The organism is Akkermansia sp. GGCC_0220 (assembly GCF_017566105.1).
GTDB classification, from domain to species: Bacteria; Verrucomicrobiota; Verrucomicrobiia; order Verrucomicrobiales; family Akkermansiaceae; genus Akkermansia; species Akkermansia massiliensis.
In genome coordinates, this window is the sequence record NZ_JABFCI010000014.1 from 1 (window position 1) to 24625 (window position 24625).

At 59.1% G+C, this 24625-nt stretch carries 22 protein-coding genes and 1 tRNA gene; 14 read left to right on the forward strand and 9 right to left on the reverse strand.

Annotated elements, in window-relative coordinates:
- Positions 1-167 precede the first annotated feature (167 nt).
- Entirely contained in the window at positions 168-2681 is a 2514-nt protein-coding gene (locus HJW02_RS09925; RefSeq protein ID WP_180970996.1) for an alpha-N-acetylglucosaminidase, read from the forward strand.
- Positions 2682-2751: 70 nt separating this feature from the next.
- Here the strand turns inward: HJW02_RS09925 and HJW02_RS09930 are convergent, their stop codons facing one another.
- Entirely contained in the window at positions 2752-4620 is a 1869-nt protein-coding gene (locus HJW02_RS09930) for an OPT family oligopeptide transporter (protein WP_180970997.1), read from the reverse strand.
- Positions 4621-4741: 121 nt separating this feature from the next.
- Between HJW02_RS09930 and pyrF the strand changes: the two genes are divergently transcribed.
- The 3 genes from pyrF to HJW02_RS09945 all read left to right on the forward strand — a co-directional run bounded on the left by pyrF (position 4742) and on the right by HJW02_RS09945 (position 8139).
- Positions 4742-5527: an orotidine-5'-phosphate decarboxylase gene (gene pyrF / locus HJW02_RS09935; protein WP_240454291.1), complete on the forward strand. Its 786-nt coding sequence runs from the start codon at positions 4742-4744 to the stop codon at positions 5525-5527.
- Positions 5528-5652: 125 nt separating this feature from the next.
- Complete coding sequence (locus HJW02_RS09940) at positions 5653-6426, forward strand: TonB family protein (RefSeq protein WP_022395974.1); 774 nt, start codon at positions 5653-5655, stop codon at positions 6424-6426.
- A 21-nt stretch (positions 6427-6447) separates the two neighbouring features.
- Positions 6448-8139, forward strand: a complete 1692-nt coding sequence (locus tag HJW02_RS09945; protein WP_102722913.1) for a putative manganese-dependent inorganic diphosphatase — start codon at positions 6448-6450, stop codon at positions 8137-8139.
- 111 nt (positions 8140-8250) lie between these two features.
- Here HJW02_RS09945 and HJW02_RS09950 read toward each other — a convergent pair whose 3' ends face one another.
- The 3 genes from HJW02_RS09950 to dnaX are packed head-to-tail and all read right to left on the reverse strand — an operon-like array spanning position 8251 to position 11872.
- The gene (locus HJW02_RS09950; RefSeq protein WP_022395972.1) at positions 8251-9291 is read right to left on the reverse strand and encodes an endonuclease/exonuclease/phosphatase family protein; all 1041 of its coding nucleotides are present in this window, start codon (positions 9289-9291) and stop codon (positions 8251-8253) included.
- A gap of 12 nt (positions 9292-9303) precedes the next feature.
- The gene (locus HJW02_RS09955) at positions 9304-9618 is read right to left on the reverse strand and encodes a YbaB/EbfC family nucleoid-associated protein (protein ID WP_102722915.1); all 315 of its coding nucleotides are present in this window, start codon (positions 9616-9618) and stop codon (positions 9304-9306) included.
- A gap of 34 nt (positions 9619-9652) precedes the next feature.
- The gene (gene dnaX / locus HJW02_RS09960) at positions 9653-11872 is read right to left on the reverse strand and encodes a DNA polymerase III subunit gamma/tau (protein WP_205597313.1); all 2220 of its coding nucleotides are present in this window, start codon (positions 11870-11872) and stop codon (positions 9653-9655) included.
- Positions 11873-12118: 246 nt separating this feature from the next.
- On the opposite strand from dnaX, the gene HJW02_RS09965 reads away from it, so the two are divergent.
- The 4 genes from HJW02_RS09965 (at position 12119) to HJW02_RS09980 (ending at position 14186) form a co-directional block, all read left to right on the forward strand.
- Complete coding sequence (locus tag HJW02_RS09965) at positions 12119-12868, forward strand: hypothetical protein (protein ID WP_102722916.1); 750 nt, start codon at positions 12119-12121, stop codon at positions 12866-12868.
- A gap of 47 nt (positions 12869-12915) precedes the next feature.
- On the forward strand, positions 12916-13731 hold the full coding sequence (locus HJW02_RS09970; protein WP_022395968.1) for a hypothetical protein: 816 nt from the start codon (positions 12916-12918) through the stop codon (positions 13729-13731).
- 73 nt (positions 13732-13804) lie between these two features.
- A complete protein-coding gene (locus HJW02_RS09975) occupies positions 13805-14011 on the forward strand; it encodes a hypothetical protein (RefSeq protein WP_146018184.1) in 207 nt (68 codons plus the stop codon).
- An 82-nt stretch (positions 14012-14093) separates the two neighbouring features.
- Positions 14094-14186: transfer RNA gene (locus HJW02_RS09980), tRNA-Ser, on the forward strand.
- A gap of 87 nt (positions 14187-14273) precedes the next feature.
- On the opposite strand, the gene radC is transcribed toward HJW02_RS09980, so the two are convergent.
- From radC to infA, 3 genes are all read right to left on the reverse strand, one after another.
- Positions 14274-15014 carry a DNA repair protein RadC gene (radC, locus tag HJW02_RS09985; RefSeq protein ID WP_022395967.1) on the reverse strand — a complete coding sequence of 247 codons (741 nt, stop codon included), beginning with the start codon at positions 15012-15014 and terminating at the stop codon, positions 14274-14276.
- A 1-nt stretch (position 15015) separates the two neighbouring features.
- Positions 15016-16506: an NAD(P)H-hydrate dehydratase gene (locus tag HJW02_RS09990; RefSeq protein WP_102722918.1), complete on the reverse strand. Its 1491-nt coding sequence runs from the start codon at positions 16504-16506 to the stop codon at positions 15016-15018.
- 95 nt (positions 16507-16601) lie between these two features.
- Complete coding sequence (gene infA / locus HJW02_RS09995; protein WP_031930865.1) at positions 16602-16802, reverse strand: translation initiation factor IF-1; 201 nt, start codon at positions 16800-16802, stop codon at positions 16602-16604.
- A gap of 584 nt (positions 16803-17386) precedes the next feature.
- On the opposite strand from infA, the gene rplM reads away from it, so the two are divergent.
- The 3 genes from rplM to HJW02_RS10010 all read left to right on the forward strand — a co-directional run bounded on the left by rplM (position 17387) and on the right by HJW02_RS10010 (position 18778).
- Entirely contained in the window at positions 17387-17815 is a 429-nt protein-coding gene (rplM, locus tag HJW02_RS10000) for a 50S ribosomal protein L13 (protein ID WP_022396002.1), read from the forward strand.
- A gap of 15 nt (positions 17816-17830) precedes the next feature.
- Positions 17831-18226 carry a 30S ribosomal protein S9 gene (gene rpsI, locus HJW02_RS10005; RefSeq protein WP_022396003.1) on the forward strand — a complete coding sequence of 132 codons (396 nt, stop codon included), beginning with the start codon at positions 17831-17833 and terminating at the stop codon, positions 18224-18226.
- A gap of 108 nt (positions 18227-18334) precedes the next feature.
- Positions 18335-18778, forward strand: coding sequence for a hypothetical protein (locus HJW02_RS10010; protein WP_102733084.1), 444 nt, complete (start codon positions 18335-18337; stop codon positions 18776-18778).
- A gap of 4 nt (positions 18779-18782) precedes the next feature.
- Here HJW02_RS10010 and HJW02_RS10015 read toward each other — a convergent pair whose 3' ends face one another.
- Positions 18783-19220, reverse strand: a complete 438-nt coding sequence (locus HJW02_RS10015; RefSeq protein ID WP_022396005.1) for a 23S rRNA (pseudouridine(1915)-N(3))-methyltransferase RlmH — start codon at positions 19218-19220, stop codon at positions 18783-18785.
- Positions 19221-19226: 6 nt separating this feature from the next.
- On the reverse strand, positions 19227-20795 hold the full coding sequence (locus tag HJW02_RS10020; protein ID WP_257228106.1) for an excinuclease ABC subunit UvrC: 1569 nt from the start codon (positions 20793-20795) through the stop codon (positions 19227-19229).
- Between the two features lie 112 nt (positions 20796-20907).
- Between HJW02_RS10020 and HJW02_RS10025 the strand changes: the two genes are divergently transcribed.
- Genes HJW02_RS10025 through HJW02_RS10035 form a run of 3 tightly spaced genes read left to right on the forward strand, consistent with a single transcriptional unit; the run spans position 20908 to position 24611 of the window.
- Positions 20908-21699 (forward strand): MotA/TolQ/ExbB proton channel family protein, encoded by a 792-nt coding sequence (locus HJW02_RS10025; protein WP_102722795.1) that lies wholly within the window; start codon positions 20908-20910, stop codon positions 21697-21699.
- A 36-nt stretch (positions 21700-21735) separates the two neighbouring features.
- Positions 21736-22182: a biopolymer transporter ExbD gene (locus HJW02_RS10030; RefSeq protein WP_102722794.1), complete on the forward strand. Its 447-nt coding sequence runs from the start codon at positions 21736-21738 to the stop codon at positions 22180-22182.
- Positions 22179-24611, forward strand: coding sequence for a tetratricopeptide repeat protein (locus HJW02_RS10035; RefSeq protein WP_102722793.1), 2433 nt, complete (start codon positions 22179-22181; stop codon positions 24609-24611). Before HJW02_RS10030 ends, HJW02_RS10035 begins: the two co-directional genes overlap by 4 nt.
- Positions 24612-24625 lie beyond the last annotated feature (14 nt).

The following is a 24625-nucleotide window of genomic DNA, read 5'->3' on the forward strand; positions in this document are numbered from 1 at the left end:
CGTCGCGCCTTTGCTTCCTCCAAGCTCTTCGGTAGAAAATTAATAGGGGGGCTATCCAGCTTTTCCCGCCATTGCATTACTCCTTGAAAGACACCGCGGATTTTGCATGTATAGTTGGTGCTATGCTTTCACATGCTTTTGCAGTCGGTTCGGTTCTGGGAACGGTCATGTCCCCGCTTGTTTGCGTCTCTGCCGCGGAAATGTCTCCCGTAGCGGCCGCTGAAAGCGTGGTGGCTCGTGTGACTCCATCTGCAAAAGGCGCCGTGTCGTTCCGCTTGAATCCGGCCATGGGCAACAAGATTACTATTTCTGGCGCTCCTGGTGGCATCCGGGTGGAAGCATCTGACGTGCGCCGTCTGGTAGCGGGGTACGGATGGTATCTGAAAAATATTGCCAAGGTGCATTTTTCATGGAACGGAGACCGCCTGACGCTTCCCTCACCCCTGCCTGCTCCGTCCACCCCTGTCACGATTGAGTCCCCGTGGAATACCGTTTTTGCGTATAATTACTGCACGCTGTCCTATACGGCGGCTTTCTGGGACTGGAACCGCTGGCAGCGCGAGATTGATTTTCTGGCTCTGAGCGGGTTTACGCACGCGCTGGTGACGGCAGGCCTGGAGAAGACCTGGGAGGATTTCCTCATTGGCTTGGGATACCCCCGTGAAAAGGCTCTCCGCTTCATCCCCAATCCCGCTTTTGCCGCCTGGTGGAATATGGGCAACCTGGAAGGACACGGAGGACCGCTGACCCAGCAGCAGATTGACAGGATGGCGCAGATGGGTAGGCGCATCGTGTCCCGCATGGAGCAGTTGGGCATGACTCCCGTCCTTCAGGGTTATGTGGGGTTTGTTCCTGCGGATTTTGCGGAGAACGTGCAGATGAAGGGGCTGAAGCTTATTCCGCAGGGGGAATGGGTCAATTTCAAAAGGCCGTGGGTTGTGGACCCCACTTGCGAGGCTTTTCCGAAGCTGGCCGCGGACTGGTACAAGGCTCTCCGCAAGGTATACGGCATTTCCGGAAAGATGTTCGGCGGGGATTTGTTCCATGAAGGCGGCAGCAAGGGCGACATTAACGTGACGCGCGCGGCGCAGGCGGTGCAGGGCGCCATGCAGAAGGCTTCACCGGGTTCTTCCTGGGTGATCCAGGCCTGGGGAGGCAATCCTTCCCGCGAGCTGCTGGCCGGTACGGACCCGAAGCATGCTTTTGTGCTGCAGCTCACCAAGGACATGGCTGATGGCGGGAAGAATTTGAGGACTTTTGACGGCATTCCCTGGGTCTGGTGCGAGCTGGCCAACTTCGGCGGCAATACGGGACTATACGGAGGGGTTCCCCTTCTGTCCCGGCTGGGGAGTGATTTGGCCGGCTACAGGGACAAGGGCCTGGTGGGAATGGGCACCTTGTCCGAAGGGCTGGAAACGAATCCCCTGCATTACGCCCTCTTCAGCGACCGTTTATGGACGGCGGAGGATATTCCCGTCCGGGACTGGCTCAGGAAGTATGCGCGCCAGCGTTACGGCGCCGCTCCGGCAGCGGTTGTGCGGGCTTTGGAAATCCTGTCTTCCTCCATTTACAATCCCGCCCGTTCGCAGGAGGGGTGTACGGAGTCCATCATCTGCGCCCGTCCGTCCTGGGACGTCCGCAAGGCCTCCACGTGGTCCAGCGGAGAGAGGTATTACCATTTGGGCGACATCGTTAAAGCGGCCCGCGGTTATTTGAAGGCGGCCAATGACCAGCCGTCCCTGGTGAAGGAGGAGACCTTCCGCTATGATTTGGTGGATGTCGTCCGCCAGGCGCTCGCGGACGCCGCTTTTTACCAGCTCCAGCGGGTCAGGAGCGCTTTTGACGCCGGAGACGTACCTGCCTACAGGAAGCAGGTGAAGCTTTTCCTGTCCCTGGTTTCGGATATGGACGCCCTCCTGGCGACGGACAGCCAGTTCCTGCTGGGAACCTGGCAGAAGAAGGCGCTGGATTGGGGGAGCACCCGGCAGGAGAAGGCCTTGATGAACAAGTCCGCCAAGATGCTTGTTACCACGTGGATTGACCAGGCTCCCCGCGCGTTGAATGATTATTCCAACCGCCAGTGGGCCGGGCTTGTGGCCGATTTTTATCTGCCCCGCTGGAAGAATTTTTTTGAATCCCAGCTGGATGTGCTGACCGGAAAGAAGGACCGTGCCGCCGCCCAGGCCGCCTTCATGGATAAGACGGTCCGGGAGGAACTGGCCTTTGCCGGAAATGGAAAGGTGTATTCCACGAAGCCGTCCGGAGATGCTCTGGCCGTCGCCAACCGCGTGATGAATGCCCACCGGGAAATGCTGGATGCCCTGAGCGCGGAAGAGAAGCATTCCGCGGGGACGCCGTGGGACCTCCAACAGGGATCCCCGTTGCAGTTCAACGTGACGGACCAGGTGACCGGGCCTGGTACATATACCGCTACCTTCCAGTGGAAGAACGGTCCCAGCGCCCTGAAAATTCATTCCGTCAAGTTGTACGAGGGAGACAGGGAAGTGGCCGCAGATACCCATGAAGGCTGGACCGGGGTGGAGAATAAGGATAATTCCTACAGGCTTGATCTGAAGAAGTACCGCACCAACCTGGATTCCTATACCTTGAAGGCGGAGGTGAGCGGCGTTTCCGAAGGGGATTCCAAGGGTGAAATGACGTTGAAGAAGGAAGCCCGCTGACGCGCCATCGGCCCTGGGCCGGATCTCTGGAATATGCTTTTTTCCGGAGATCCGGAGCCCGTCAAGGTATTTAGCGTGCCGCCTGGTAAATGCTGAACATCAGGATGGCCATGCCCGTCAGGGCCGCGCCGGCAATGATGCCGGAGGCGGTGGGGATTTTATATTCCTTGGATTTGGCCTTGAAAAAGCGGTCCGCGGCCCAGCCGAGCACGGCCCCTGCAAAGAAGAGGAAGGAGTCGTTCCACTGGATGGCCCAGGCCAGCCCGAAGCCGATGGGGGTGGGGAGCCATTTTCCCGCGGCGGGAAGGTAGCGGGGGACAAGCACCAGAATGAGGCCGAGGATGCCGCCCGCGATGATGGAGAGAACCTTGATGCTGTGCAGGTGGCTGAAGCCCATGCCCAGCGCTTCCGCCGTGGCCGCCCATGTTCTGGCTCCAGGAGCATTGAAGGCCTGAAGCGCGTCCACGTCTGGGACCATGGAGCGGAAGGCCAGCACGGAGACGAGGGTTCCCAGGAAGATTCCGGAAAACTGGGCGATGAATTGCTTGCGGGGATTGGCTCCCAGCAGGTAGCCCACCTTGAGGTCCACGAGCAGGTCCGCCGAGGAGCTGGAGGCTCCGGAGGTGATGTTGGCCGCCATCAGGTTGGCCGTCACGTGTCCCGGCGCGATTCCGCCGAAGATGAGCTGCGTGACTTTCCCCATGGCTCCGGTGGGCGTGATGTTGGCCTCCCCGGTGATCCGGCAGACGACCAGCGCCAGGAAGAAGGAGATGATTACCGCAATGCAGCTCATCCAGTACGGAACGTCAAAGGTGACATGGGCCAGGTAGCCGAGGGCCGCCAGGGAGACGAGCTGCCCTGCCAGGAACCAGCTCATGGGCGTTTCTATTTTTTCCACGTCCGTCAGCTCGCGCCTTTTGGTCAGGGAAAACATGGCGCCCAGGGAGGAGAAGGAGCGGACGATGCTTTTCCATTGGAACAGGAAGGCCACGATGCTGGCGACGACCATGCAGGCGGTTCCTCCCCACAAGGTCCAGCCCACGCTATCCCGGTAGCCCGCTCCCGCGGGAAGCAGTCCCTGGCTTTCCAGCCACGGTACGTAGAGAGCCCAGCAGACCGTGCCCCCGATGAAGAGGCTGAGGGAAGTTTTCATGCCTACCAGCGCGCCCGCGCCCACGAACATGAGGTCCCATTTGAAGAAAATGGTGCGCTGGTACCAGTTGCCCAGGATTTGCTGCTGGGCGGTGCCCAGCCATTGTTCCCCTCCCGCCGCCATGGCGATGGCGTTGGCGGAGGCGAAGAGGGCGGAGTAAAGGAGCGCTTTGGCCTGTCCAGCCGCCTTTTTGCCTTCTGAATAGAGCACCTTGAGGGTTTCCGCCGTGGCGATGCTGTCCGGGAACCTGATTTGCTCAATGTTGATCATCTGGCGCTTCATCGGAATGGCCATGGTGACGCCCAGCACGGCAATGAAGAATATCCAGGCGAAGGTGACGCCCAGCGGCATGTGCTGCCCCGTCAGCAGGAGCAGGGCGGCCACGGCGGAGGTGAGCGTGCCTCCCGTGGAGTAGCCCGCGGAGCTGGCGGCGGACTGCATGCACGTGTTTTCCAGAATGGTCATGGGGGATTTGGAGATGCCCAGGCGCACGAAGGCGTTCCACAGGGCAAAGGAGATGATGCCCGCCGTCAGGGCCACCCCGAAGGACCATCCCATCTTAAGGTTGGCGTACAGGTTGGTGAGGGAGAGGATGGAGCCGAGGAGCATTCCTACGATGACGGCTCTCCAGGTAAGCTGCTTCATTCTGTCTCCGGAGCCCAGGTAGACACGGTCATACCATTGCTGTTCGATTTCATCCGGCGTGCCCTGGAAGCCGTCCAGGGGCAGCGGCTTTTCCAGGCAGGAGAGAGGAGCGGGGGAAGACTGGGATTCCGTAGGTGCCATACGGGCCGGAACATAGCATGTGCGGGCGCGGTGGAAAAGCCGTATCTGCCTTTTCCTTTCCTCCGGAACGCCCCCCGCTTGGGGCTTGCCTGCCCGTGGAGCCCGTGGTTTAATGAACGGCATGAGCCAATCTTTTACGGATAAACTTGCCGCCCGCATCAGAAAGACCGGTTCCGCCCTGTGCGTGGGGCTGGACCCGCGCCCCGTCATGGATGATTTGCAGTCGGTTCCTTCCCTGTTGAGGAAGGTCGTGGAAGAAACCGCTCCGTATGCGGCGGCGTTCAAGCCGAATATCGCCTATTTTGAGGCCATGGGCCTGCGCGGCCTGGAAATGCTGGAGGAGTTGCTCCCGGATATGCCGGAGGATGTGCCCGTGGTGCTGGACGCCAAGCGCGGCGACATCGGGGAGACGCAGAAGTATTATGCGCAGGCGTATTTTGAACGCCTGGGCGTGGATGCCGTCACATTGAGCCCCTTCATGGGGTATGATACGCTGGAGCCTTTTCTGAATTATGAAGGGAAGGGCATTTATCTGCTGGCGGTCACTTCCAATCCCGGTTCCGCGGACGTGGAGAGGCAGGAGCTGGCCGACGGCCGCAGGGTTTATGAACTGGTGGGGGACATGGTGCGCCGTTCCATGCAGGAAGGGCGCAAGACTTCCGTAGGCATGGTGGTGGGACTGACCAATGCGGATTCCTCCATTCTGGAGCGCATTCCGGACGCTCCCCTGCTGATTCCCGGCCTGGGAGCCCAGGGCGGCGATCTTTCCAGCCTGAGCGGTTCCGGACATGCGGCCCCCCCCCTGATTAACGTGTCCCGCGGCATCATGTACCAGAATCCGGAGCTTGGCTTTGCGGAAAAGGCCGGCAGATTCGCCCAGAGCATCCGGGAGGCATTGGGTTATTGATGTCCATGCGTTTTTCCGGCAGATAACAAAATGATAACGGGCTGCTTATGGCGGTGCAGGCGCTTGTCAAAGGGAAGGGCGCTGGTATATTAAACGGGCACTGCCCTTCTCCCTGCCCGTTTTTTATGGATGAAAAGCCCGGAATTGTAAGATTCACGCCCCGTTCCACTTCCAAGTCCGCCATGCTGATTGCGGTGGCGGTGGCCGTGGGCGTTCAGGTGGCTTTGTGCGCCGTGCTGGTAGCCATTCATTTTCAGGAGCTGTGGCTGCCCGCCGTGCAGAACGGGGAGGTGGAAATGGAGTTTGTGCCTCCTTCCGAGGAGGTTCTTCAGGAGCTGGCGGAAGTTCAGCCCGTGCCCGTAGAGCCGGTCGCGGCCCCTTCCACGGTCAGCCCCGTTCCGGAAATTTCCGCGGATGAAGACCTGCTTGCGATGAAGCTGCCGGAGAATGAGGATTGTTCCGACATGAAGGATTTTCTTCCGGAGGAGACTCCCACGGAGTATTTGCCGGAGGAGCTTTCCAGCATGCGGATTTCCATGAGGGAGGTAAAGCCCAGGCGTCCCGTGAAGACTCCGGCGGTTTCCCTGCCGGGGCAGCCTAGCCCGGATGAGAACGTGACTCCTGATAAAAAGGTGCGTTATAAACATGCTCCGTCCTTGCCCAATTCCGTCAATTCTTCTAGAGTCGGGAAGGTGAATGCCGTGGTGAAAGTAGTGGTGGGGGTGAATCCCCGTGGCGAACCTTCATCCGTCAATCTCCTTCAATCAACGGGAAATGCGGAACTGGACCGTCTTTTCATGCGCTGGGTGAAAGAGAATTGGACTTTCTATCCGGCAGAAAAAGACGGCGCGCCCATTGCTTCCAAGGTGGTGGTGCCCGTCAGGTTGAATATAGATTAACCTGCGCAGGAGATAAGAGAGATGCTTCCGGAGAAAATAGAGAAAAGGCCCATTTACGTGATCGGCCACCAGAATCCGGATACGGATGCCATTTGTTCCGCCATAGGGAATGCGGAGTTTTTAAGAACCCATGGCGAACCTGACGCGGTTGCCGCCAGATGCGGGGAGATGACGCTGAGGACATCCTGGGTGCTGGAAAAAGCCGGGGTGCCGGAACCGGTGCTGATTCATGACGTGACGCCTACCGCGGGAACCATCTGCCGCCGTGACGTGATCAGCGTGAGTCCGGACGACACGTTCCTGACGGCGTACCGCCGGATGACGGAGAACTCCCTTCAAACCATTCCGGTGATTGACGCGGACCACAATCTTTACGGCCTGCTGCGTTATTTTGATTTGCTGAGCCTGCTGATGCCCCTGAACATGACGGAGATGAATGTGCGCTCCGTTTTTTCCAGCCTGAGCAACATTGCCACCACCATTGACGGCAAATGCCTGACCGGGGAGACCCTGAGCGAGGAAGAAACGCAGAATATTCTTCTGGTGGGCGCTTCCAGCGAGCCGAGCGTCCGGACGAGGCTTGCCAATTACAAGAGAAAGGGCATCGTCCGCGATCTGATCGTTATCTGCGGGGACCGCCCGAATGTGCAGCTGTATGCCGTGGAGCACGGCGTGCGCGCTCTGGTGACCACGTCCGGGGCTTTCCCTTCCCTGGATATTATTGAGACGGCCCAGACGACGGGTACATGCATTTTAAGCACCCCGTGGGATACGGCCAGCGTGGGGCAGCTTATCCGCTGCTCCCGGAAGGTGAGGGAACAGGTCCACAAGGATTACACGGTTTTCCCGGAGAACATGCCGCTGCCCGAGTTGAGGCAGGCCGCCGTGAAGCGCAAGCAGGCGCTGTTCCCCGTGATGAGCATCAAGACGAACAAGATGATCGGCGTGCTGAGCAAGACGGATCTGGTGGATCCGCCCCGTACGCGCGTGGCCCTGGTGGACCATAATGAATTTTCACAAGCCGTGAAGGGAGTGGAGGAAGCGGAAATTGTGGAGGTGATGGACCACCACCGCCTGGGCACCCAGCTTTCCACACGGGACCCGATCCGCTTCCTGAATGAACCCGTGGGCTCCACTTCCACCCTGGTGGCGCGCAGGTTTTACCACCGTGATGCGGAGCCTTCGCAGGCGGTGGCGATTTGCCTGTGCGCCGGGATTCTTTCAGATACGCTGAACCTGACGTCTCCCACGACGGCGCGGGCGGACCGGGAAATGCTGGAATGGCTGACCGGCATTGCCAGGATAGACGCCAAGAAGTTCACGGAGGAATTTTTTGCCACCGGTTCCCTGCTGCGTTCCAAAACGGCGCCCTCCGCGATTGTCCAGGCGGACAGGAAAACCTTTACCGAGTACGGGCACAAGATCAGCATTTCACAGATTGAGGAAATAGGCATGTTCGGCCTGAAGGAAGTTCAGGATGACCTGGTGAAGGAGCTTCAGAAGCTGGTGGAAGAGGAAGGATTGAAGCTGGCGTGCCTGTTGGTCACGGACATTGTCACGCATGATTCCATGCTGCTGGCCGTCGGGGATGAAGAGGTGCTGGAGCACATCGAATACGAGCGGCTGGGCCCCAACTTGTTTTCCGCCGCCGATGTGGTCAGCCGCAAGAAGCAGCTTTTCCCGGCTATTTCCCGTGCGCTGAAAACCTTGTAGGTTTCCGGAGAAAATTCTTTCCCCGTAAAGTAAAAGCGCCTCCGTTTGGGGAGGCGGATGGAGAAATTCCTTCTGCCGGAGCGGAATGGCGCGGCCGTGTGGAAAGGGGAATCAGGGCATGGCAATGTCTGCCAGGATGGAGCGGCGGACGGTGTCCGGTATTAGCACGGTGGCGGCTCGCTCGGGTTTGAGCGGCGGCGTGCAGAAAACACGGTCCAGGCGCAGCAGCGGGAAGTTGACGGGTTGAGTGGCTCCGTATCCGGCTCCCTTCAGTTTGAAGCAATCCTGAAAATCGGCGCTGAGCTTGGCGAAAATAGGGGATTGGGGCGCGGCGCTGAAGTTTCCGGCCAGGATGATGGGCAGTTCACCGTGCTGGCTTCCTACCTCCCGCAGGGTGTCAAACAGGTATTGAAGCTGTTTGCGGTGAATGAACCGGAGCGTGTGGAAGTATTTCCAGCAGGCGGGGGAGTACAAGTCAAAGCGGTGTTCAAAAGGCTCCAGGCTGATATTGATGAGCCGTATCGCCAGGGAAGAATTTTCCGGTATCCAGTCCACGATGAGTCCGGCTGTGTCCGTGATGCTTTGGGCCGGACCAATCTGCCCGTGCCGCACGATGATGGCGCAGCTGCCTATCTGCTTGATGTAGGAAGTGCGTCCGAAAATGCTGTAGGCGAATTTGAGTGTCCGGTTGTGGTTGCTGCATCCCTGGATGAAGATGACGTCTGCTCGGAGTTTGGAGATTTGTTCAATGGGCGGATTTTCCACACAACCCCCGTACAGGGTGAGAACCCTGATTTGCCGGGCATCCGGAGCCGGCGGCATTTTGTAATACTCCATTCCCGTTCTGGAAATGGGAGGAAGAAAGTCCGTAATGACGATGCCGTACGCAAACCAGATAATGACGCCAAGCAGCCCTATCCGGGAACCGAAGACCAGCCATGCAATAAGCGCCGGGAAGGAGAAGATGAGGCAGCATGCCCAAGTGGGCAGTGACGTCATGAAGGCCATCGTGTCCGAACCGGTCCAGAAGATGGTGACGACGATGACCCACAGGCACAGAGAGACGCCGCCCAGCGCTATTCCCAGGTGGTTGACCCCGGATAACGCTGGCAGTGGTTCCGCCAGATGTTTGCGTCTTCTGAGCCGATGCACGGTGGTGGTAGGTTAAAGGCCCATGCCGGGAGGGAGGCCCATGCCGCCCGTCAGTTTTTTCATTTCCGCCGCCGCGGTTTCCTTGCCCTTGGCTATGGCGGCATTAATGGTTTGCAGGAGCAGGTCCTGGAGGAATTCTGAATCGGACGGGTCGATGATGGAGGGATCAATCACCAGCTCCGTGAGGTTTCCGTCACAGGTGGCGGTGACTTTCAGCTTGCCGCCCGCGCCTTCCGTGGCAACGGTCTGGGAGGCCAGCTTTTCCTGGGCGGCGGCAAGTCCGGCCTGCATTTGCTGGACCTGCTTCATCATTTTCATCATGTTCATGGCTGTCGTATTTGGAAGTATGGGTTGATGTTGTTTATTGGGAAATGATGCGGGCGCGGAATATCTCCATGGCGGCGTCAATCAGGGGGTCCGTATAGTAGGAATTATCTTCATCTTTCTCCCGGGCGGGTTCCTGAACGGCTGCGGCGGGTTTTTCCCGCGGCGCCTGGGGTTTGGGAGAAGGTGCGGAGGCCGCGGGGGGGGGAGGCGCCGGCAGCGGGGCCAGTTCTTCCTGAACCGGCTCCGGCACGGAGGAATCCTGGCGGATGGAAATGGTGACGGGGACTCCGCCGCGTTGGGAAAGGTCCGCTTCCAGGGCCGCCCGCAGGGGGCCGGATCCGAGGCTGTCCATTCCCTGATGGTCGGAGGGATGAAAGGAGATGGCGACGAATGCGCCGTCATGGCCGGAGAAAACGCTGTTGGCCAGAAAGTCCGCCTGGAGGGGGAAGTTGGCGGCGGCACGTTCCAGCGCCGCTTTCCAGTCCTCCTCCGTGATGGTTCTTCCGGATTGCGGGGCAGGGGCTTCCGGTTCCTCTTTTACCATGGGAGCAGGGGTGCGGGAAGGAGCGCTTGCCGTGTCGAACAGGTTGTCAAAGAAGCTGCTGGTGCGCCTTTCCGGCGGGAGGTTTTCTTCAGGGTCCATGAAAGTGGGTTCCGGAGAATCCAGAGGAGCCACCGGGGCATCGGAGATGGCAGAGGCGGGACGTTGAGGCTCTTCCGGGGTGTCGGAAGTGGGCTCCGGCCGCGGTTCAGGCACGGAACAGGAAGGCTCTTCCTGCGGAATGGCGGGAGAGGGGGAGGGGGATTTTGCAGCAGTTACGGGAGGTTCCGGCGCGGGATCAGTGGGCTGCGGTTTGGGTTCTTCTGCGGGAGCCGGGGCTGGTTGCGCACTGGCAGGTTCGCTCGCCTGTACCGCGGGAGCCGGGAATGGTTTGGCCGGGGAAAAGTCCGGAACCGGGTCCATCAGGTGTTCTTCCGGAGCGGGCTCCGGATTTTCCGCAGGAACGGGCGGCTGGGCGTTTGCCGGAGGCTCCGGCGCAGGGGCCGGGGCGGCGGGCGCGGGCATCTCTTGTTCCTGGCGCGGAGCGGGTGCCGGAGAGGAGGATGGGACGGAGGATGCCAGGGGGGCGCCTTCCAGCGCCATGATAATATCGCTGATGCTGGCTTCCGCGAGAGCGTGAACGGCCTTGATCAGGCCCATTTCCAGATGCAGCCTTTTGTTGGTGGACCAGCGCATCTTGTCTTCCGTTTCCGCCAGCACTTCCACCAGGCGCAGGATTTTGTCCGTCTGGGTGCGTTTGACGAGTTCGGAAAGTTCCTCCTTGGAGGATTCCGGCAGGGAATCGAAGCTGGCCTCCGGGTCCACCTTGGAGACCAGGATTTCACGCACGGCGGAGATGATTTCAGAGAGGAACTGGCCCATGTCTCTTCCAGCTTCCGCCTGTTCATGCAGGAGGTGCAGGAGGGAGGGGAGCTCCTTGTTCAGAATCAGCGCCAGCGCATGGGCTACGGTTTCCCGGGACGTGATGCCGAAGATGTGAAGCACCTGCTGTTCTTCAATGTGGTCTCCGCAGAAGGAAACAAGCTGGTCCAGCATGGATTGCGCGTCCCGCATGCCTCCGTCCGCCACCTTGGCGACGGCAAAGGCCGCTTCCCGGCTCAGGCTCACTCCTTCCGCAGAGGCGATGTGAAGCAGGTGTTCCGCAATGATTTCAGAGGGAATGGGGCGCAGGTCGAAGCGCTGGCAGCGCGACAGGATGGTCGGCAGAATCTTGTGGGGTTCCGTAGTCGCAAAAATGAATTTGACGTGGGGGGGCGGCTCCTCCAGCGTTTTCAGCAGGGCGTTGAAGGACTCCTTGGTGAGCATGTGCACTTCATCTATATAGACGATGCGGAAATTGCCCCTGCTGGGAGCGAATCGCACGTTGTCCCTCAGGTCACGGATGTGGTCGATGCCGCGGTTGGATGCGCCGTCTATTTCCAGGACGTCCAGGCTGCGCCCTTCCGCTATTTCCTCGCAGATGTCTTCGTGCGGGTCAAAGTCCACCCTGGGACCGCCGCTGCAATTCAGGGCTTTTGCAAAAATTCTGGCGGTAGATGTTTTTCCCGTTCCGCGGGGGCCTACAAAAAGGTAGGCGTGGGCGAGGCGGTTGTGCTCAATGGCGTTTTTCAACGTCTGGACGACATGATCCTGTCCAAGGACGTCATCGAATGTCAGAGGACGGTATTTTCTGGCAAAGACCTGGTAACTCACGGTTCAGAAAGACTAGAAGATGAGTCCGTGTTTGAAAAGAAAATAGAGCGTAATTGTTTTAAAATGTTGATAAGAGAACTCTTGCGGTATCCTGTTACGGAGCTTCCCTGAAAAAAATATCAAGAAAACAGTGAGGATGACATTTTGATGTTGAAATCTGAAAATGTTCATGCCAATCTCACAAAAGTAACAGGAACCTTCTCATCTCTATTATTTCCTATGTGGGTCAAAGTATCAATAGCAGCCTTGGTCATTGCTCTTCTCGGCGGAGCCATGTATTATCTTGATAACGAGGAAGCTCTAACCAAGGAGCGTAAGGAATGCGTCTCCCGTTATAAGAACCTGAACGGTCTTCGCGGCGAGTTTACGGAAGAAAAGACAAAATATGTCGACTTCCTGGTGAAGAATGAGGCTTTGACGAACGATATCAACGCCCTGACCAAGCAGAAGGACGAGCTGGAAGCCAAGAACCAGGAGCTGGCCGCCGCCAATGAGGCCAAGAAGACGGACCTCCAGGCGCAACAAACAGCCCTGGCGGAACTTCAGTCCAAGAGCAAGGACATGGAAAGTATCCAGGCCATTGCGGACAAGATCAAGGGACTGGAAGAAGAATCCAAGCAGCTGGAAGTAGTCAAGCAGGCGGAGCAGGGCAAGCATGACGCCATCGTTGCTGAAACGGAACAGCTTGTCGTGAACAATGCGGCCCTTCGCCAGCTCAAGGCGGACCAGGATGCGCACCTTTCCCCGCCCAATCTGAAAACGCGGGTTTCCCAGGTGATTAATGATTTCAATGTAGTTGTGATTGACGGCGGTGCTGCCGACCTGGGCGTAGTGCCCGGCTCCAAGCTGGCCGTGATGAGGGACGGCAACAAAATTGCCGAACTTGACGTAAGCGCTGTTGAATCCCGTGTTTCCACGGCCACCATTCTCCCCAGCACGGTAACCGCCGGCGAACGTGTTGAAGCCGGAGACGTCGTTGTATCCGTTCGTCCCTAGTCCTTTCCCGGTTCAATACACACCATACACTCTCACATACATACACAATGAAAACTGTCTTAGTAGTTTTATTGATTCTTGCAGCAGGTGCGGGCGCCTGGTTCTCCGGTCTCAGCGGCCTCTTCGGCGTCAACGGCCAGTATCAGGACTTCAAGGAGATGATCACCTACCGCAAGGTTCTGGACAAGGAAATCCGGAATTGGACGGGATTGCGCAATGACATGATCAAGAACCGCGGTCTGGCTGCGGAGGAAAACCTCAGCTTGACCTCCAACAAGGCCTCCGTGACCCAGCAGCGTGACGAACAGCTCTCCAAGGAAACGGAGCTGAAGGAAGAAGAAGTCCAGCTGAATGCGGACCTGTCCAAGATCAACAAGCAGATGGATGAACTGAAGGCCAAGCTGAACGACTTCGGCGTTTCCAGCGTGCAGGAAATCCAGGCGAAAATGGAATCCATGGAAGCCTCCAACAAGAAGCTTCAGGAAGACATTGACCAGATCAAGAGCGCTACGGAAGTGGCCGCCAAGAAGCGTGCCGAGCAGGCTACCGAGCTGGCCGGACGCCAGAAGGAACAGGCCGAATACCGCGCCGCCCTCGCCAAGAATGGAGATGAATATCCCGTTCTGTCCGTGGACCCGCAGTGGGGCTTTGTGGTGATTGGCGCCGGGCAGGGCAGCAACATTGATCCGAATACGGTTCTGCTCGTTACCCGTGACGGCCGCAGCATCGGCAAACTGAAGGTGACCTCCCTGGAAAAGAACCAGACGGTGGCTGACATCGTCAAGGACAGCGTGCCCGCCGGCATGAGCATCCAGCCCGGCGACATGGTGCAGCTTCTGCGTCCGTTGCAGTCCGCCAAATAAGGTTTCTGCCGCGTATTTTCCTTGAACCCCGCTGTGCCCTCCGGCATAGTGGGGTTCAACTTTTTAAAAGGAAATGATGAAACGATTCACAGCCTCCCTTTTGCTTACGTCTTTCTCCCTTCTTCTGGTCTCTTCCTGCTCCTGGCTGATGGAGCCGAAGGAACGGGAGCGTGTTCCGCAGCCGCCCCCCGGCCCGGAAAAGAGCGCTCTTCCCCATAACAAGACCCAGAGATTTGAAGCGGAAGCTACGCTGGGACCGCTGGCTTCGCCAAGACGTTAAAGGCGTTCAAATAACGGTTGGCGGTGATTCTGTTCTTTACAGCATCCCGCAAACCGGATACAAACGCTCCCGATTTCCAAGCGGAGAGATGGCTGAGCTGGTCTAAGGCACTCGACTCGAAATCGAACGTGGGCTTTAAAACCCACCGTGGGTTCGAATCCCACTCTCTCCGCCAGTTTTTTTTAAGAGAAAGCCCGTCGCAAGACGGGTTTTTTGTTTTTATCAGGCGTCGTTCCGGAAGAAAATTCGCAGGAACGGTTGTTTAATGATAGAGAGGGAGGCCCTTGTCGGCTTCCCGGAGCCGGTCTCCGTTGGGGTGGTTATAGCTGTAATAGTTTCTGCGAACAGTTTCGGTAGGTTTTCCGATGATCACGTGGTCCAGGAACCGGACGCCCAATAGCTTGGCGCATTCCCGCACGCGTTCGGTCAGGAGGTCGTCCGGGCGGCTGGGAGCCGGGTTCCCGCTGGGATGGTTGTGCGCCAGGACGAAGCCGTAGGCATTGTGGATGACGGCGGGACGCAGAATGTCGCGCGGATGGGCGATGGATTCGTTCAGGGTGCCGCTGGAAATTTCCACGGGTTTGATGAGACGGCTTTTGGTATCCAGCAGCAGGACGAGTACCGTCTCCTTGTCCTTCCAGCGCATGGCTGTTACCAGGTAGTCATAGACGTCTTCCGGCGTCTGGATGGGTTGCCGGGCCAGCGTTTCCCGGAGAGCCCGCGCCCCCAGTTCAAAGGCGGCGCTCAGCGTGGCCGCTTTCGCCATGCCTATTCCCTTGCAGATGTCCGCTATTTCTGCGGCCTCCATGTGGGCCAGGGCGTCCAGAGAGCCTGCCGACTGGATCAGGTCCGAGGACATGTCCAGCACGTTTTTTCCCTTGATGCCCATCCGCAGGAAGATGGCGAGCAGTTCCGCATTGCTGAGGCTGTGCCTTCCCTGGCGGAGCAGCTTTTCCCGCGGCAGGGATTGGAAGGGAAGGTCCTGGAGTTTTCGGTAGGCCATTTTAGTAACAGAGACGTGCGGTGGAAAGAATGGCGGCGGGCAGATGGCGCAGCGTGTCTCCCGCCGTCAGTGTCTGCTGGGTGGAATCTCCGGCGGAGATGGCTATTTCAGAAGCTCGCCCGCAGAGATAGGTTCCCAGAACGGCGGAGACCAGCAGGGATTCCCCCTGGGCCATGAATCCGCCGCAGACGCCTGCCAGCACGTCTCCCTGGCCGGCGGTAGCCATGCCGGGGCCTCCGGTGATGTTGTAGAAGAGAGGTTTTCCCCGCTGGGTGACGATGGTGCGGGCCCCTTTGTAAATCAGGGCCGCTTCATGCTCCGCCAGGAAGCAGTCTGCGATGTCCGCCCGGATGGCGCAGTTGTCCGCGTCCGGCAGCAGACGGCGGATTTCCCCATGGTGGGGTGTCGCCAGAATATGTTCTCCCAGGCTCCATTGCATGGCGGCGGCCAGATTAAGGCCGTCCGCATCCAGGACGGTGGGAGTGCCGGTTTCCAGAATGAGGCGGATGGCTTCCGCGTCTTCCTCCGATACGGAGCCGATGCCGGGGCCAATGAGAAAGGCGCTGAACGTCCGGATGGAGACGTCCGCATAGCTGTCCACGGGTTTGACCATGATTTCCGGCGGCATGGACGGCGCTATGAGGGAATAGACGTTCCGGTGGACGTGGAGCGTCACCAGTCCGGCTCCGGCCCGGAGGGCGGCTTCACAGCAGAGCCTGGCAGCGCCCAGCATTCCTTCCGATCCGGCAATGACGCCGATGTGCCCGCGTTTGTTCTTATAGTCCGTATAGGGTCTTGCAGAGAGGAATTTAGTGAGCCGGGAGGAGGTGATGAGTTCCGTGGCTGGAAGCGCCTGCACATGGAGGCCGGGAAGGTCGATGCAGGCCAGGCGCCCCGCATGCAGGGTGGCGTCGTCATCCAGCAGCCCCTGCTTGACCGCTCCTATGCACATCGTGAAATCCGCCTCTACGGCATTTTCCTGGGGCATCCCCGTATCCGGGTCAACTCCGGTGGGAAGGTCGATCGCCACCGTGCGCACGGCTCCGCAGCGGTCCCGCAGGTAGTTCATTTCCGCGCAGAGGGCGGAGATTTCCTTGCGGAGCAGCCCTTTTGCTCCAATGCCCAGCAGGCCGTCCAGCAGAATCATGGGCTTGCCCGTACGGGGCAGCGGCGCTTCCTGGTATTCCTGGGGCGGAGGAGATATTTCCGCGAGCTGCCGCACGGGCAGTTCCCCCCATTCCGCGCGCGGGTAGGCGGCGCGGAAACCTGTTTCCCAGCCATGCTGTTTCAGGATATTGAGGACGGTGAGGGCGTCTCCGCCGTTGTTGCCTTTCCCCACGTAGGCTATGCATAACCCGGGGACGGGAAAGAACTGCATGACGGCTTCCGCAATGCCGGCGGAAGCCAGCTTCATGAGGGTTCTGGCCGGAGTTCCGTTGATGATGAGCTCGCGTTCCGCGATCTGCATATTTTCCGTGGAGCAAACTTTCATGGCGCGCTGATGGGGTCAGTGTGCACTGTACGTTAAAAAACCTTCTCCTGCAAGCCGGAGAAGGTTTTTCGCAAAAGGAGTGAATCCGGGGGCGGTTAACCGATGCGGAACGTGATGCGCGCCTTGGTCATGTCGTAGGGGGACATTTCCATGCGCACCTTGTCGCCCACAACGATTTTGATGAAGCGCTTGCGCATCTTGCCGGAAATGTGGGCCAGCACTTCGTGCCCGTTGGGCAGGCGCACCTTGAACATGGTGCCCGCCAGCACAGCGCAGATGGTGCCTTCCACTTCAATTTCGCTTTCGGAGTTTTCTTCCTTGGGGGCCGATTTGCTGAAATGCCTCCTGCCCTTGGTGTGGCGGCCCCCGCCTCCCTGCGGGCGCGGCCGGTTGGGCCCGCCTCCGGGGCGTGGTCCTCCGCCTGTTCTGGCGCCTCCCGGGCCAGCGGACTGTCCGGCCGGGCGTGCCGGGCCGGTGCCACTCCCGGCGGGCCGGGGCTGTCCGGGACGGCTGGCGTTGCCGGCCGGTCTTGTGCTGCTGCCTGCCGGCCTGGGGCCGGGGCGGGAATTCTGACCGCCGCTGGGGCGGTTGCTGGGTCTTGGATTCGGGCTGATAGGATTCTCCTTGTAAGGTTAAAATGAACGCGCGTGTACGAATTTTCGCGCAGGCGAATAATAGGCCATATTTCCACGAGGGCAAGTCCTGAATGTGGAAACGCCGCAATTAAGCCGCGATTCTGCGGAAGGGACGGAAAAAAGGCCGCAAAAGGGGAGTAAAAGAGAAAAAGTATTTGACATTTACGCGAATAATCATTAGGAATGCGCCCCCGAATTGGAAGATTACGGCAGGATGCCGAAAAACGAGAACGAAGAATTGAACCATGAAGACCTTCTCAGCCAAACCGCAAGAAGTAGAGCGCAAATGGTATGTTATAGACGCTGCCGACAAGGTGCTCGGCCGTGTTGCCGTTGAAGCGGCTAACATTTTGCGTGGCAAGAACAAGACAATTTTCACCCCCCACGTTGATTGTGGCGACTTTGTCATTATCGTGAACGCGGACAAGGTGGTGCTGACCGGCAACAAGGAAAACGCCAAGATTTACACCCGTTTCTCCGGATACGTCGGCGGCAAGCAGGTGGACACTCCGCGGAAAATCCGCGCCCGCCGCCCCGAACTTCTTCTGGAACTGGCCGTCAAGGGCATGGTGCCCCACACCCGCCTGGGCCGTCAGCAAATGACCAAGCTGAAGGTTTATGCCGGCGCCGGTCATCCTCATGAAGCCCAGCAGCCCACTGCCATCACTCTCTAATTGATTTCCCCAGACATGAGTCAGACAACCCCATACAACGCCACCGGCCGCCGCAAGACCGCCATTGCACACGCTTGGCTTACTGAAGGTGCCGGCCGCATCACGATCAATCGTCGCGGTTTTGAAGAATATCTTCCCACCGTCCAGTTGCAGAACGCCGTTCTCCAGCCCTTCCAGGTTACCAACACCATGAACAAATTCGACGTGAACGTCGTCACCAAGGGCGGCGGCATTCACGGCCAGGTGGGCGCCATCCGCATGGCGATTGCCCGCGCTCTGGTTCAGGTTGATGAAGCTTCCCGCGCCCAGTTGCGTGAATTTGGTCTTCTGACCCGTGATTCCCGCATGAAGGAACGTAAAAAGCCCGGTCGTCCCGGCGCCCGCAAGCGTTACCAGTTCTCCAAGCGCTAAGCTTGGCTGGTTGCGAAGGAACTGGCTTTACCATTTCTTTCTCGGAAAAGGAGTGCTCCCTGCGGAGTACTCCTTTTTCGTTGCAGGGGAAGCTGGTTGCTGTTACGATTGGCTATTATGGAAGAAGGTCGGCAGCAGGACGGAATTCCGGATTCTTCTCCGGAAGAAGAAAAAACGGAAAGAAGCGTTTTCCCTATTGCTCCTTTACTGCTTGCGCCGCTTTTTCTGGTGATAGCCTCTTTTCTGAAACATTCCCATCGCATGGCGGGGAATGTCTCCGGCCTCAGGAAGGTGGAATACGGTCCCGCTTTCCCTTTGTTTCAATTTGCAGGCGTGGCCTTGTATTTCTATCTGGCTTACGTGGCCTTTAAGAAAGGCTTTCCCGGCTGGGGCTGGGTGTTTGGTTCCCTTGCGGTGGCGTTCAATCCTTTTCCGGCGTTTGCCACGGGAATTGCGGGCGACTCCATGGCATGGGGTGTGGCCGTGCTCGCGACCGTTTCCGTGACGGTGAAAGCCTTGATGGACTCACCGCGGCAGCAAGGAAAGCTTTAGCCGTTTACCGGTGGTACGGCGTTCCCGCCAGAATGGTATGGCAGCGGTAAAGCTGTTCCAGCAGGACGACGAGCGCCAGCTCATGCTGGAGGGTGAATTTGCTCAGGGCCAGGATATGGCCGCACCGGGAACGCAGTTCTTCCGTGTGGCCGTCCGAGGCCCCGATGAGGAACGCGATGCGGCGCACGGAACGCATCTGCCAGTCCCGCGCCAGTTTGACCAGCTTCTCCGTGGTCCAGAGTTCTCCGCGTTCGTCCATGGCGATGCGCAGGCAGCCCTCGCTGGCGGCCAGCAGGCGTTCTGAAACGTCTTTGGAGCTTCCGTCTTTGACGAGTTTGAGTTCCGTCTTGCCGAAAGGCTTGAGGCGGTTGAGGTAGAGTTCCACGCCTTCCCGGGCATAGCCCAGGGCCGGCTTGCCTGCGGCCAGAATCAGGAATTGCATGAAAAGTCAGGAGTTGGAGGATGAATTGAGGTAGTTCAGCAGGTTGCGGGCCCAGGTTTCCGAAATGCCGCGGATGGCGGCGATGGAAGCCGGGTCCGCCCTTTTGATGGCGGCCACGGACTTGAATTTTTCCAGCAGCATGCTTTTTTTTGCCGCGCTCATGCCTGGGGCGTCGTCCAGGGCGCTTTCCCGCATGCGCTTCCGGTAAAGCAGTTCGTTATAGCCGTTGGCGAAGCGGTGGGCTTCGTCGCGGATGCGCTGCATGAGCTTGAGGGCTCCCGTGCTGTGCGGCAGGCAGAGGGGCTGTGGCTGGTGGGGGAAGAAGATTTCCTCCCGCTGCTTGGCGAGGCCGACGATAGGCATGTCACCCAGACCGATGGCTTCCAGATCGGCCAGGGCGGAGGAGAGCTGGCCCTTGCCGCCGTCCACCACCACCAGGTCCGGAACCTTGATGGGGGCTTTTCCTTCTCCGCTGAGCTTCTTGAGCCACCGGTACAGGGTCATGTCCGCGGGCCGTGAGGCCACGGCGTCGCTCTCCGCCAGAATGCGGGAGTAGCGCCTCCGGATTACTTCAGACATGGAGGCGAAGTCGTTCTGCCCGTCCACTGTGCGGATGCGGTAGCGGCGGTAGGCCTTGTTGTCCGGTTTGCCGTTGGTGAAGCGCACCATGGAGGCCACGATGTGGTTGGAGGAGACGTTGGAAATGTCAAAACATTCCATGATGGCTGGAGGCTCTTCCAGGCCCAGGGCCAGCCCCAGTTCCTTCATGTCTTCTTCCGGGCGCACGGTGCCGGGCAGGTTGGGCGTTCCCTTCTGGAACCGCCGCGCGGGCTCCAGAACCTTGACCAGGTTGTCCCGGATGTCCCGCAGGTACGCTGCGCGCTCGAAGTCCAGCTCGTCGGAGGCCTGCATCATTTCCCGGGTGAGCTCGTCCAGAGTGCTTTTTTTGCCGGTTCCCTCCAGCAGGCGCGCCGCCTGGTCGAAGTTCCGGTTATAGTCGCTCACGGAAATGCGCCCGATGCACGGGGCGGAGCAGTTGCGTATCACGTCCGCATGGCAGTGCTTGAACTCGTGGAGACCCGGATTTTTGGCCTTGCAGGTCCGCAGCCGGAAATGCCGGTTCAGCCATTCCTGCGTGGCGTAAAGCGCCTGGGAGTGGACAAAGGGGCCGAAGTAGCGCGCTCCGTCGTCCTTGCGCACCCGCGCCAGCTGGAAGCGCGGCAGTTTTTCCCCCTTGGGAATCTTCAGCAGGGGATAGCGCTTGTCATCCTTCATCTGGATGTTGTAATGCGGGCGGTACTGCTTGATGAGCTTGCTTTCCAGCAGAAAAGCCTCCTGGTCGTTCCTGGTTTCAAAGTAGTCGAATGACGCAATGGCATTGATGAGCGCCCTTGTCTTGTGGTTGGACAGGGTGGCCCCCGTGGGGGAAAAGTAGTTGCCCAGGCGGCGGTGGAGGTCCTTGGCCTTGCCCACGTAAATGGTATTCCCCAGGGCGTCTTTCATGATGTAAACGCCGGGTTTATGCGGAGTTTGCCTCCAGAGTTCCTTCAGAGATGGTTTCTCACGATCTGCCACGGGGATTATTATGCCATATGCGGCAAGAAATGAAACTGCGGAAACGTACTGCATTACGGCTACTTGGCTTGCCTAGGAAGACTTCTTCTGTATAATCCCCTACGTCTTTTGTATGAATCCTGTACCGTTTACCACGCTGGCTGCCGCCATGGACTTTGTGGTGGGAGATAGAAATTATCCCCTCTCCGAGCTGTTTATGAAAGGCGGCTTCATCATGTGGCCGCTGCTCCTGTTATCCATCGCCGGGGTGGTGGTGCTGGTCATGTGCTGTTTTTCCACCCGCGCCTCCGCCGTTCTGCCCACCAAGCTGGTGGAGCAGGCGGAATCCTTCATCCGCAAGAGGGATTATACGGGCCTTTCCATCCTTTGCAAGGATGGGGACTCCTGCTACGCGCGCGTAATGCTGACGGTGGCCAGTTTCATGCTGCGCAATCCTTCCGCCCAGTTTGAAGAGGTGAGGGAAATAGCCGCCGCGGAAGGCGGCCGCCAGGCGGGCTTCCTGAGCCGCCAGATTTCCTGGCTGTCGGACATCGGCGCCCTGGCTCCCATGCTGGGCCTGCTGGGAACCGTAGTCGGGATGATGAAGACCTTTTTTGAGATCGCCAACGGTGATTTCTCCGGCGGCAAGCAGCGCATCGACATGGCGGGCGGCGTGGCGGAAGCCCTGATTACGACCGCGGGCGGCCTGATGCTGGGGATCCCCGCCATCCTGGCCTATGTGTACTTCCGCAGCCGCGTTCACAAGCGCGTGGGGGACCTGGAAGCCGCCGTGACGCACAGCGTTTCCGTAGTAGCCACCCAGCTCCAGAAGCCGCGTGCCGGCATAGCCGGAGCCTTCCATGAGGAAGAACTTCCCAGGGTTCCCGTTGACCCCACCTCCCTGCGCGATGTGCGCGGGCTTTAGCCGGAAGCGGCCATCCCCACCACACCGGAAGAACGTATGAAATTCCACTATAAAATGCCCAGCCCCATCGGGTTCCAGCTCGCGCCCATGCTGGACATCGTGTTTCTGCTGCTGGTGTTTTTCATCGTGACCCAGACGTTTGAGGATGACGAGCCGGACCTTTCCATCAACCTCCCCTCCGCGGAGACTCCCAAGCCCGGTGAAAACATTTCCAATGAAATCATCGTGAATATCCGGAAGGACGGCACCGTGGTGATCAACCGCCAGGCGTATACCATGCCGCAGCTGGAGGACAAGCTTCTTTCCGTCGCCCGGCTGGATAAAACCATGCTCGTCCGCATCCGCGTGGATGAGAAGGCGGAATCCGGCGTGGTGGTGCATGTGATGGACGCCTGCCTGAAGGCCGGGCTGAACAATGTTTCCTTCTCCACGCGGCCTCCGGCTCCCTCTTCCGTCAATGTTCCCAACCCCCAGGCTTCATGAAAGCGTTACTTTTCATCAATGCAGGTTTAATGACTTTGGCGGCGTTCGCCGCCGCGCAGGAAAACATTCCGGATGCTGCTCCCATTGCGGACGGTCCGCTGGTCGCCAATCCGGAGCAGGATTCCCTGGACATGGCGGACATGCTGTACAAGCAGGCCCAGGAACCGGCGACGAAGGCAAACCGGCAGGAATATGGCCGCCTGCTTGATTTGAGCCTGCGCAAGTATCTTGAATTTGCCCAGCGTTTCCCCCAGTCCGCCCAGGCTCCCCTGGCGGAGTACCGCGCCGCCATGTGCCTGGAGGAGCTCGGCAGGAAGGAGGACGCGCACACCCTGTTCCGCAGGCTGACCCAGACGGGCGGCCCGGCTCTGGTTGCCGCTTCCGCCTACCGCCTGGCGACGGACGCCTCCGCTGCCGGGGAAACGGGCAAGGCTATCCAGTATTACCAGCTCGTGGTCCGCAATGCGGAACAGAATGATTTGAAAGTGGACGCCCAGTACCGCCTGGGACGTCTGTTTCTTGCCAGCGGGAATCCGGACGCCGCCGCCACCATGTTCTGCGCGGTGATAGGCAATCCGGAAGCGGATGCGAAATTTGTTTTGGTGTCCCGGATGGGGTATGCCGCCCTGTGTGCGGATACGGGCCGTCTGGGTGAAGCCTATTCCGAATACCGCAAGGTGCTGGAAACGCCAGGCGTGGATGACAGGAACCGGGGCATCGCCACCCTTCAGGCCGCCATGCTGGCAACCAGGCTGAAAAAGACCGCGGAGGCCCAGAACCTTTATGAACGGCTTTTGAAGGACGAATCCCTGAAGGAAATGGCGCCGGAAGCCCGCATGGGGCTGCTGCTGGGGCTGTACAACATGGGCAAGTACAAGGAGATCCTTTCCCAGCACGAGCAGCAGAAGGACATGAAGATGCCGACCAAGGACGGCCAGGTGCGCCTGCTGATGCTTCTGGGCCAGTCTGCCTACAAGCTGAAGGAGTACCAGAAGGCGGCGGATTTCTTCCTGGAGGCGGAAAAGGCCGTTCCCTATACGCAGGAAGCCATGCAGGCCTCCTTTTACCGTCTGCTGTGCTATAATGAACTCAAGCAGAAGGACCTTCCCCAGCGGGCACAGAGCTTCCTGAACCATTACGCCAAGGCCTTTCCGACCAGCGAACTGCACGACATGGTGCGCCTGATGGCCGCGGAGAACCTGTTCAACACCAATCCGGCGGATGCCGCCCGGTTTTACGCCAGCATTGATTTTGACAAGGTGCCCCCCAGGATGCGCGCGGATATCCTGTACAAGAGCGCGTGGGCGATCGCCCAGGCCGGGAACCGGGGCGTGGCCGCCAAACTGCTGACGGATTTCATCAACGATTTCCCGCGGGACCCGCGCATTTGCGAGGCGCTGACCCTGCGCGGGGACATGTACGCCAAGACCAAGAAGGAAGCGGAGGCCCTGATGGATTTTGACCGGGTGATCGCTCGCTGGCCGAAGGCGGAATCCGCCGCCGCCGCGTGGCAGCGGGCCGCCCAGATTTATGCGGGCCGCCAGGATATGGTGAACATGGCCAAGTATTATGAAGGCCTGATTCAGAATTTCCCGAAGGCGTCCCCCGCCGCTCTGGCGGAAGCTCATTTCCTGCTGGGGCGTGCAGCGTTTGACCAGGGAGACTTCAAATCCTCCATCAGCCACATGGCGGAAGCCAAGACGCTGGACCCCCAGAAGTACGGGGAACAGGTCAATGTGCTTTCCGTTCTGTCCTATCACAAGCTCCAGGACGTGAATAAATTGAAGGAGGCCCTGGAAACCCTGCAAAAGGAAAACCCCTCCGCCGTGGCCCGCGTGCCGGACGTCATCCCCGCATGGCTGGGCCTTCAGGCCTATGGCATGAAGGACCTGGAAACGGCGGACAAGTACATGACCTGGGCTACGCAGAACGACCAGCTTCAAAATGTGAAGAAGGTGATCTGGCGCAACCTGGCGAAGGTGCGCCTGGCGCTCAAGAAGTATGACCGCGCCCTGGTGGCTTCCAACAACTTCCTGAAGGATGAGGACCAGCCCTACCGCCGTGCGGACGGCATGCTGGACAAGGCCTCCATCCTGCTGGGGCTGGGCAAGTACGCGGACGCCCGGAAGACGGCGGAGGAAGCGCTGGCCCTGGGAGTGGAAGGCCCCCTGATGGCCTCCCTGAAAATTGTTCTGGGGGACATTTCCTATGCGGAGAAAAAGTTTGATGAAGCAGCCAAGCATTACGGCGTCACGGCCGAGTTGTTCGTCAATGACGCCGAATTGAAACCCAAGGCCCTGTTCAAGGCGGCGGAAGCGCTGGACAAGGCCGGCCGCAAGTCGGAGGCTTCCCAGTACCGGGCGCGCCTGCAGAAGGAGTTCCCGGATTGGAAGCAGGATGACGAATCACTGCCCCCGGATGCCCGCTAGGCGTCCCCAAGGAT

What these genes read in the sequence shown, in the direction of transcription:
- HJW02_RS09925 (WP_180970996.1), top strand. Translation starts at nt 168, where the DNA reads ATGTCCCCGCTTGTTTGCGTCTCTGCCGCGGAAATGTCTCCCGTAGCG.
- HJW02_RS09930 (WP_180970997.1), bottom strand. Translation starts at nt 4,620, where the DNA reads ATGGCACCTACGGAATCCCAGTCTTCCCCCGCTCCTCTCTCCTGCCTG.
- pyrF (WP_240454291.1), top strand. Translation starts at nt 4,742, where the DNA reads ATGAGCCAATCTTTTACGGATAAACTTGCCGCCCGCATCAGAAAGACC.
- HJW02_RS09940 (WP_022395974.1), top strand. Translation starts at nt 5,653, where the DNA reads ATGGATGAAAAGCCCGGAATTGTAAGATTCACGCCCCGTTCCACTTCC.
- HJW02_RS09945 (WP_102722913.1), top strand. Translation starts at nt 6,448, where the DNA reads ATGCTTCCGGAGAAAATAGAGAAAAGGCCCATTTACGTGATCGGCCAC.
- HJW02_RS09955 (WP_102722915.1), bottom strand. Translation starts at nt 9,618, where the DNA reads ATGAACATGATGAAAATGATGAAGCAGGTCCAGCAAATGCAGGCCGGA.
- HJW02_RS09970 (WP_022395968.1), top strand. Translation starts at nt 12,916, where the DNA reads ATGAAAACTGTCTTAGTAGTTTTATTGATTCTTGCAGCAGGTGCGGGC.
- HJW02_RS09975 (WP_146018184.1), top strand. Translation starts at nt 13,805, where the DNA reads ATGATGAAACGATTCACAGCCTCCCTTTTGCTTACGTCTTTCTCCCTT.
- radC (WP_022395967.1), bottom strand. Translation starts at nt 15,014, where the DNA reads ATGGCCTACCGAAAACTCCAGGACCTTCCCTTCCAATCCCTGCCGCGG.
- HJW02_RS09990 (WP_102722918.1), bottom strand. Translation starts at nt 16,506, where the DNA reads ATGAAAGTTTGCTCCACGGAAAATATGCAGATCGCGGAACGCGAGCTC.
- rplM (WP_022396002.1), top strand. Translation starts at nt 17,387, where the DNA reads ATGAAGACCTTCTCAGCCAAACCGCAAGAAGTAGAGCGCAAATGGTAT.
- rpsI (WP_022396003.1), top strand. Translation starts at nt 17,831, where the DNA reads ATGAGTCAGACAACCCCATACAACGCCACCGGCCGCCGCAAGACCGCC.
- HJW02_RS10015 (WP_022396005.1), bottom strand. Translation starts at nt 19,220, where the DNA reads ATGCAATTCCTGATTCTGGCCGCAGGCAAGCCGGCCCTGGGCTATGCC.
- HJW02_RS10025 (WP_102722795.1), top strand. Translation starts at nt 20,908, where the DNA reads ATGAATCCTGTACCGTTTACCACGCTGGCTGCCGCCATGGACTTTGTG.
- HJW02_RS10030 (WP_102722794.1), top strand. Translation starts at nt 21,736, where the DNA reads ATGAAATTCCACTATAAAATGCCCAGCCCCATCGGGTTCCAGCTCGCG.
- HJW02_RS10035 (WP_102722793.1), top strand. Translation starts at nt 22,179, where the DNA reads ATGAAAGCGTTACTTTTCATCAATGCAGGTTTAATGACTTTGGCGGCG.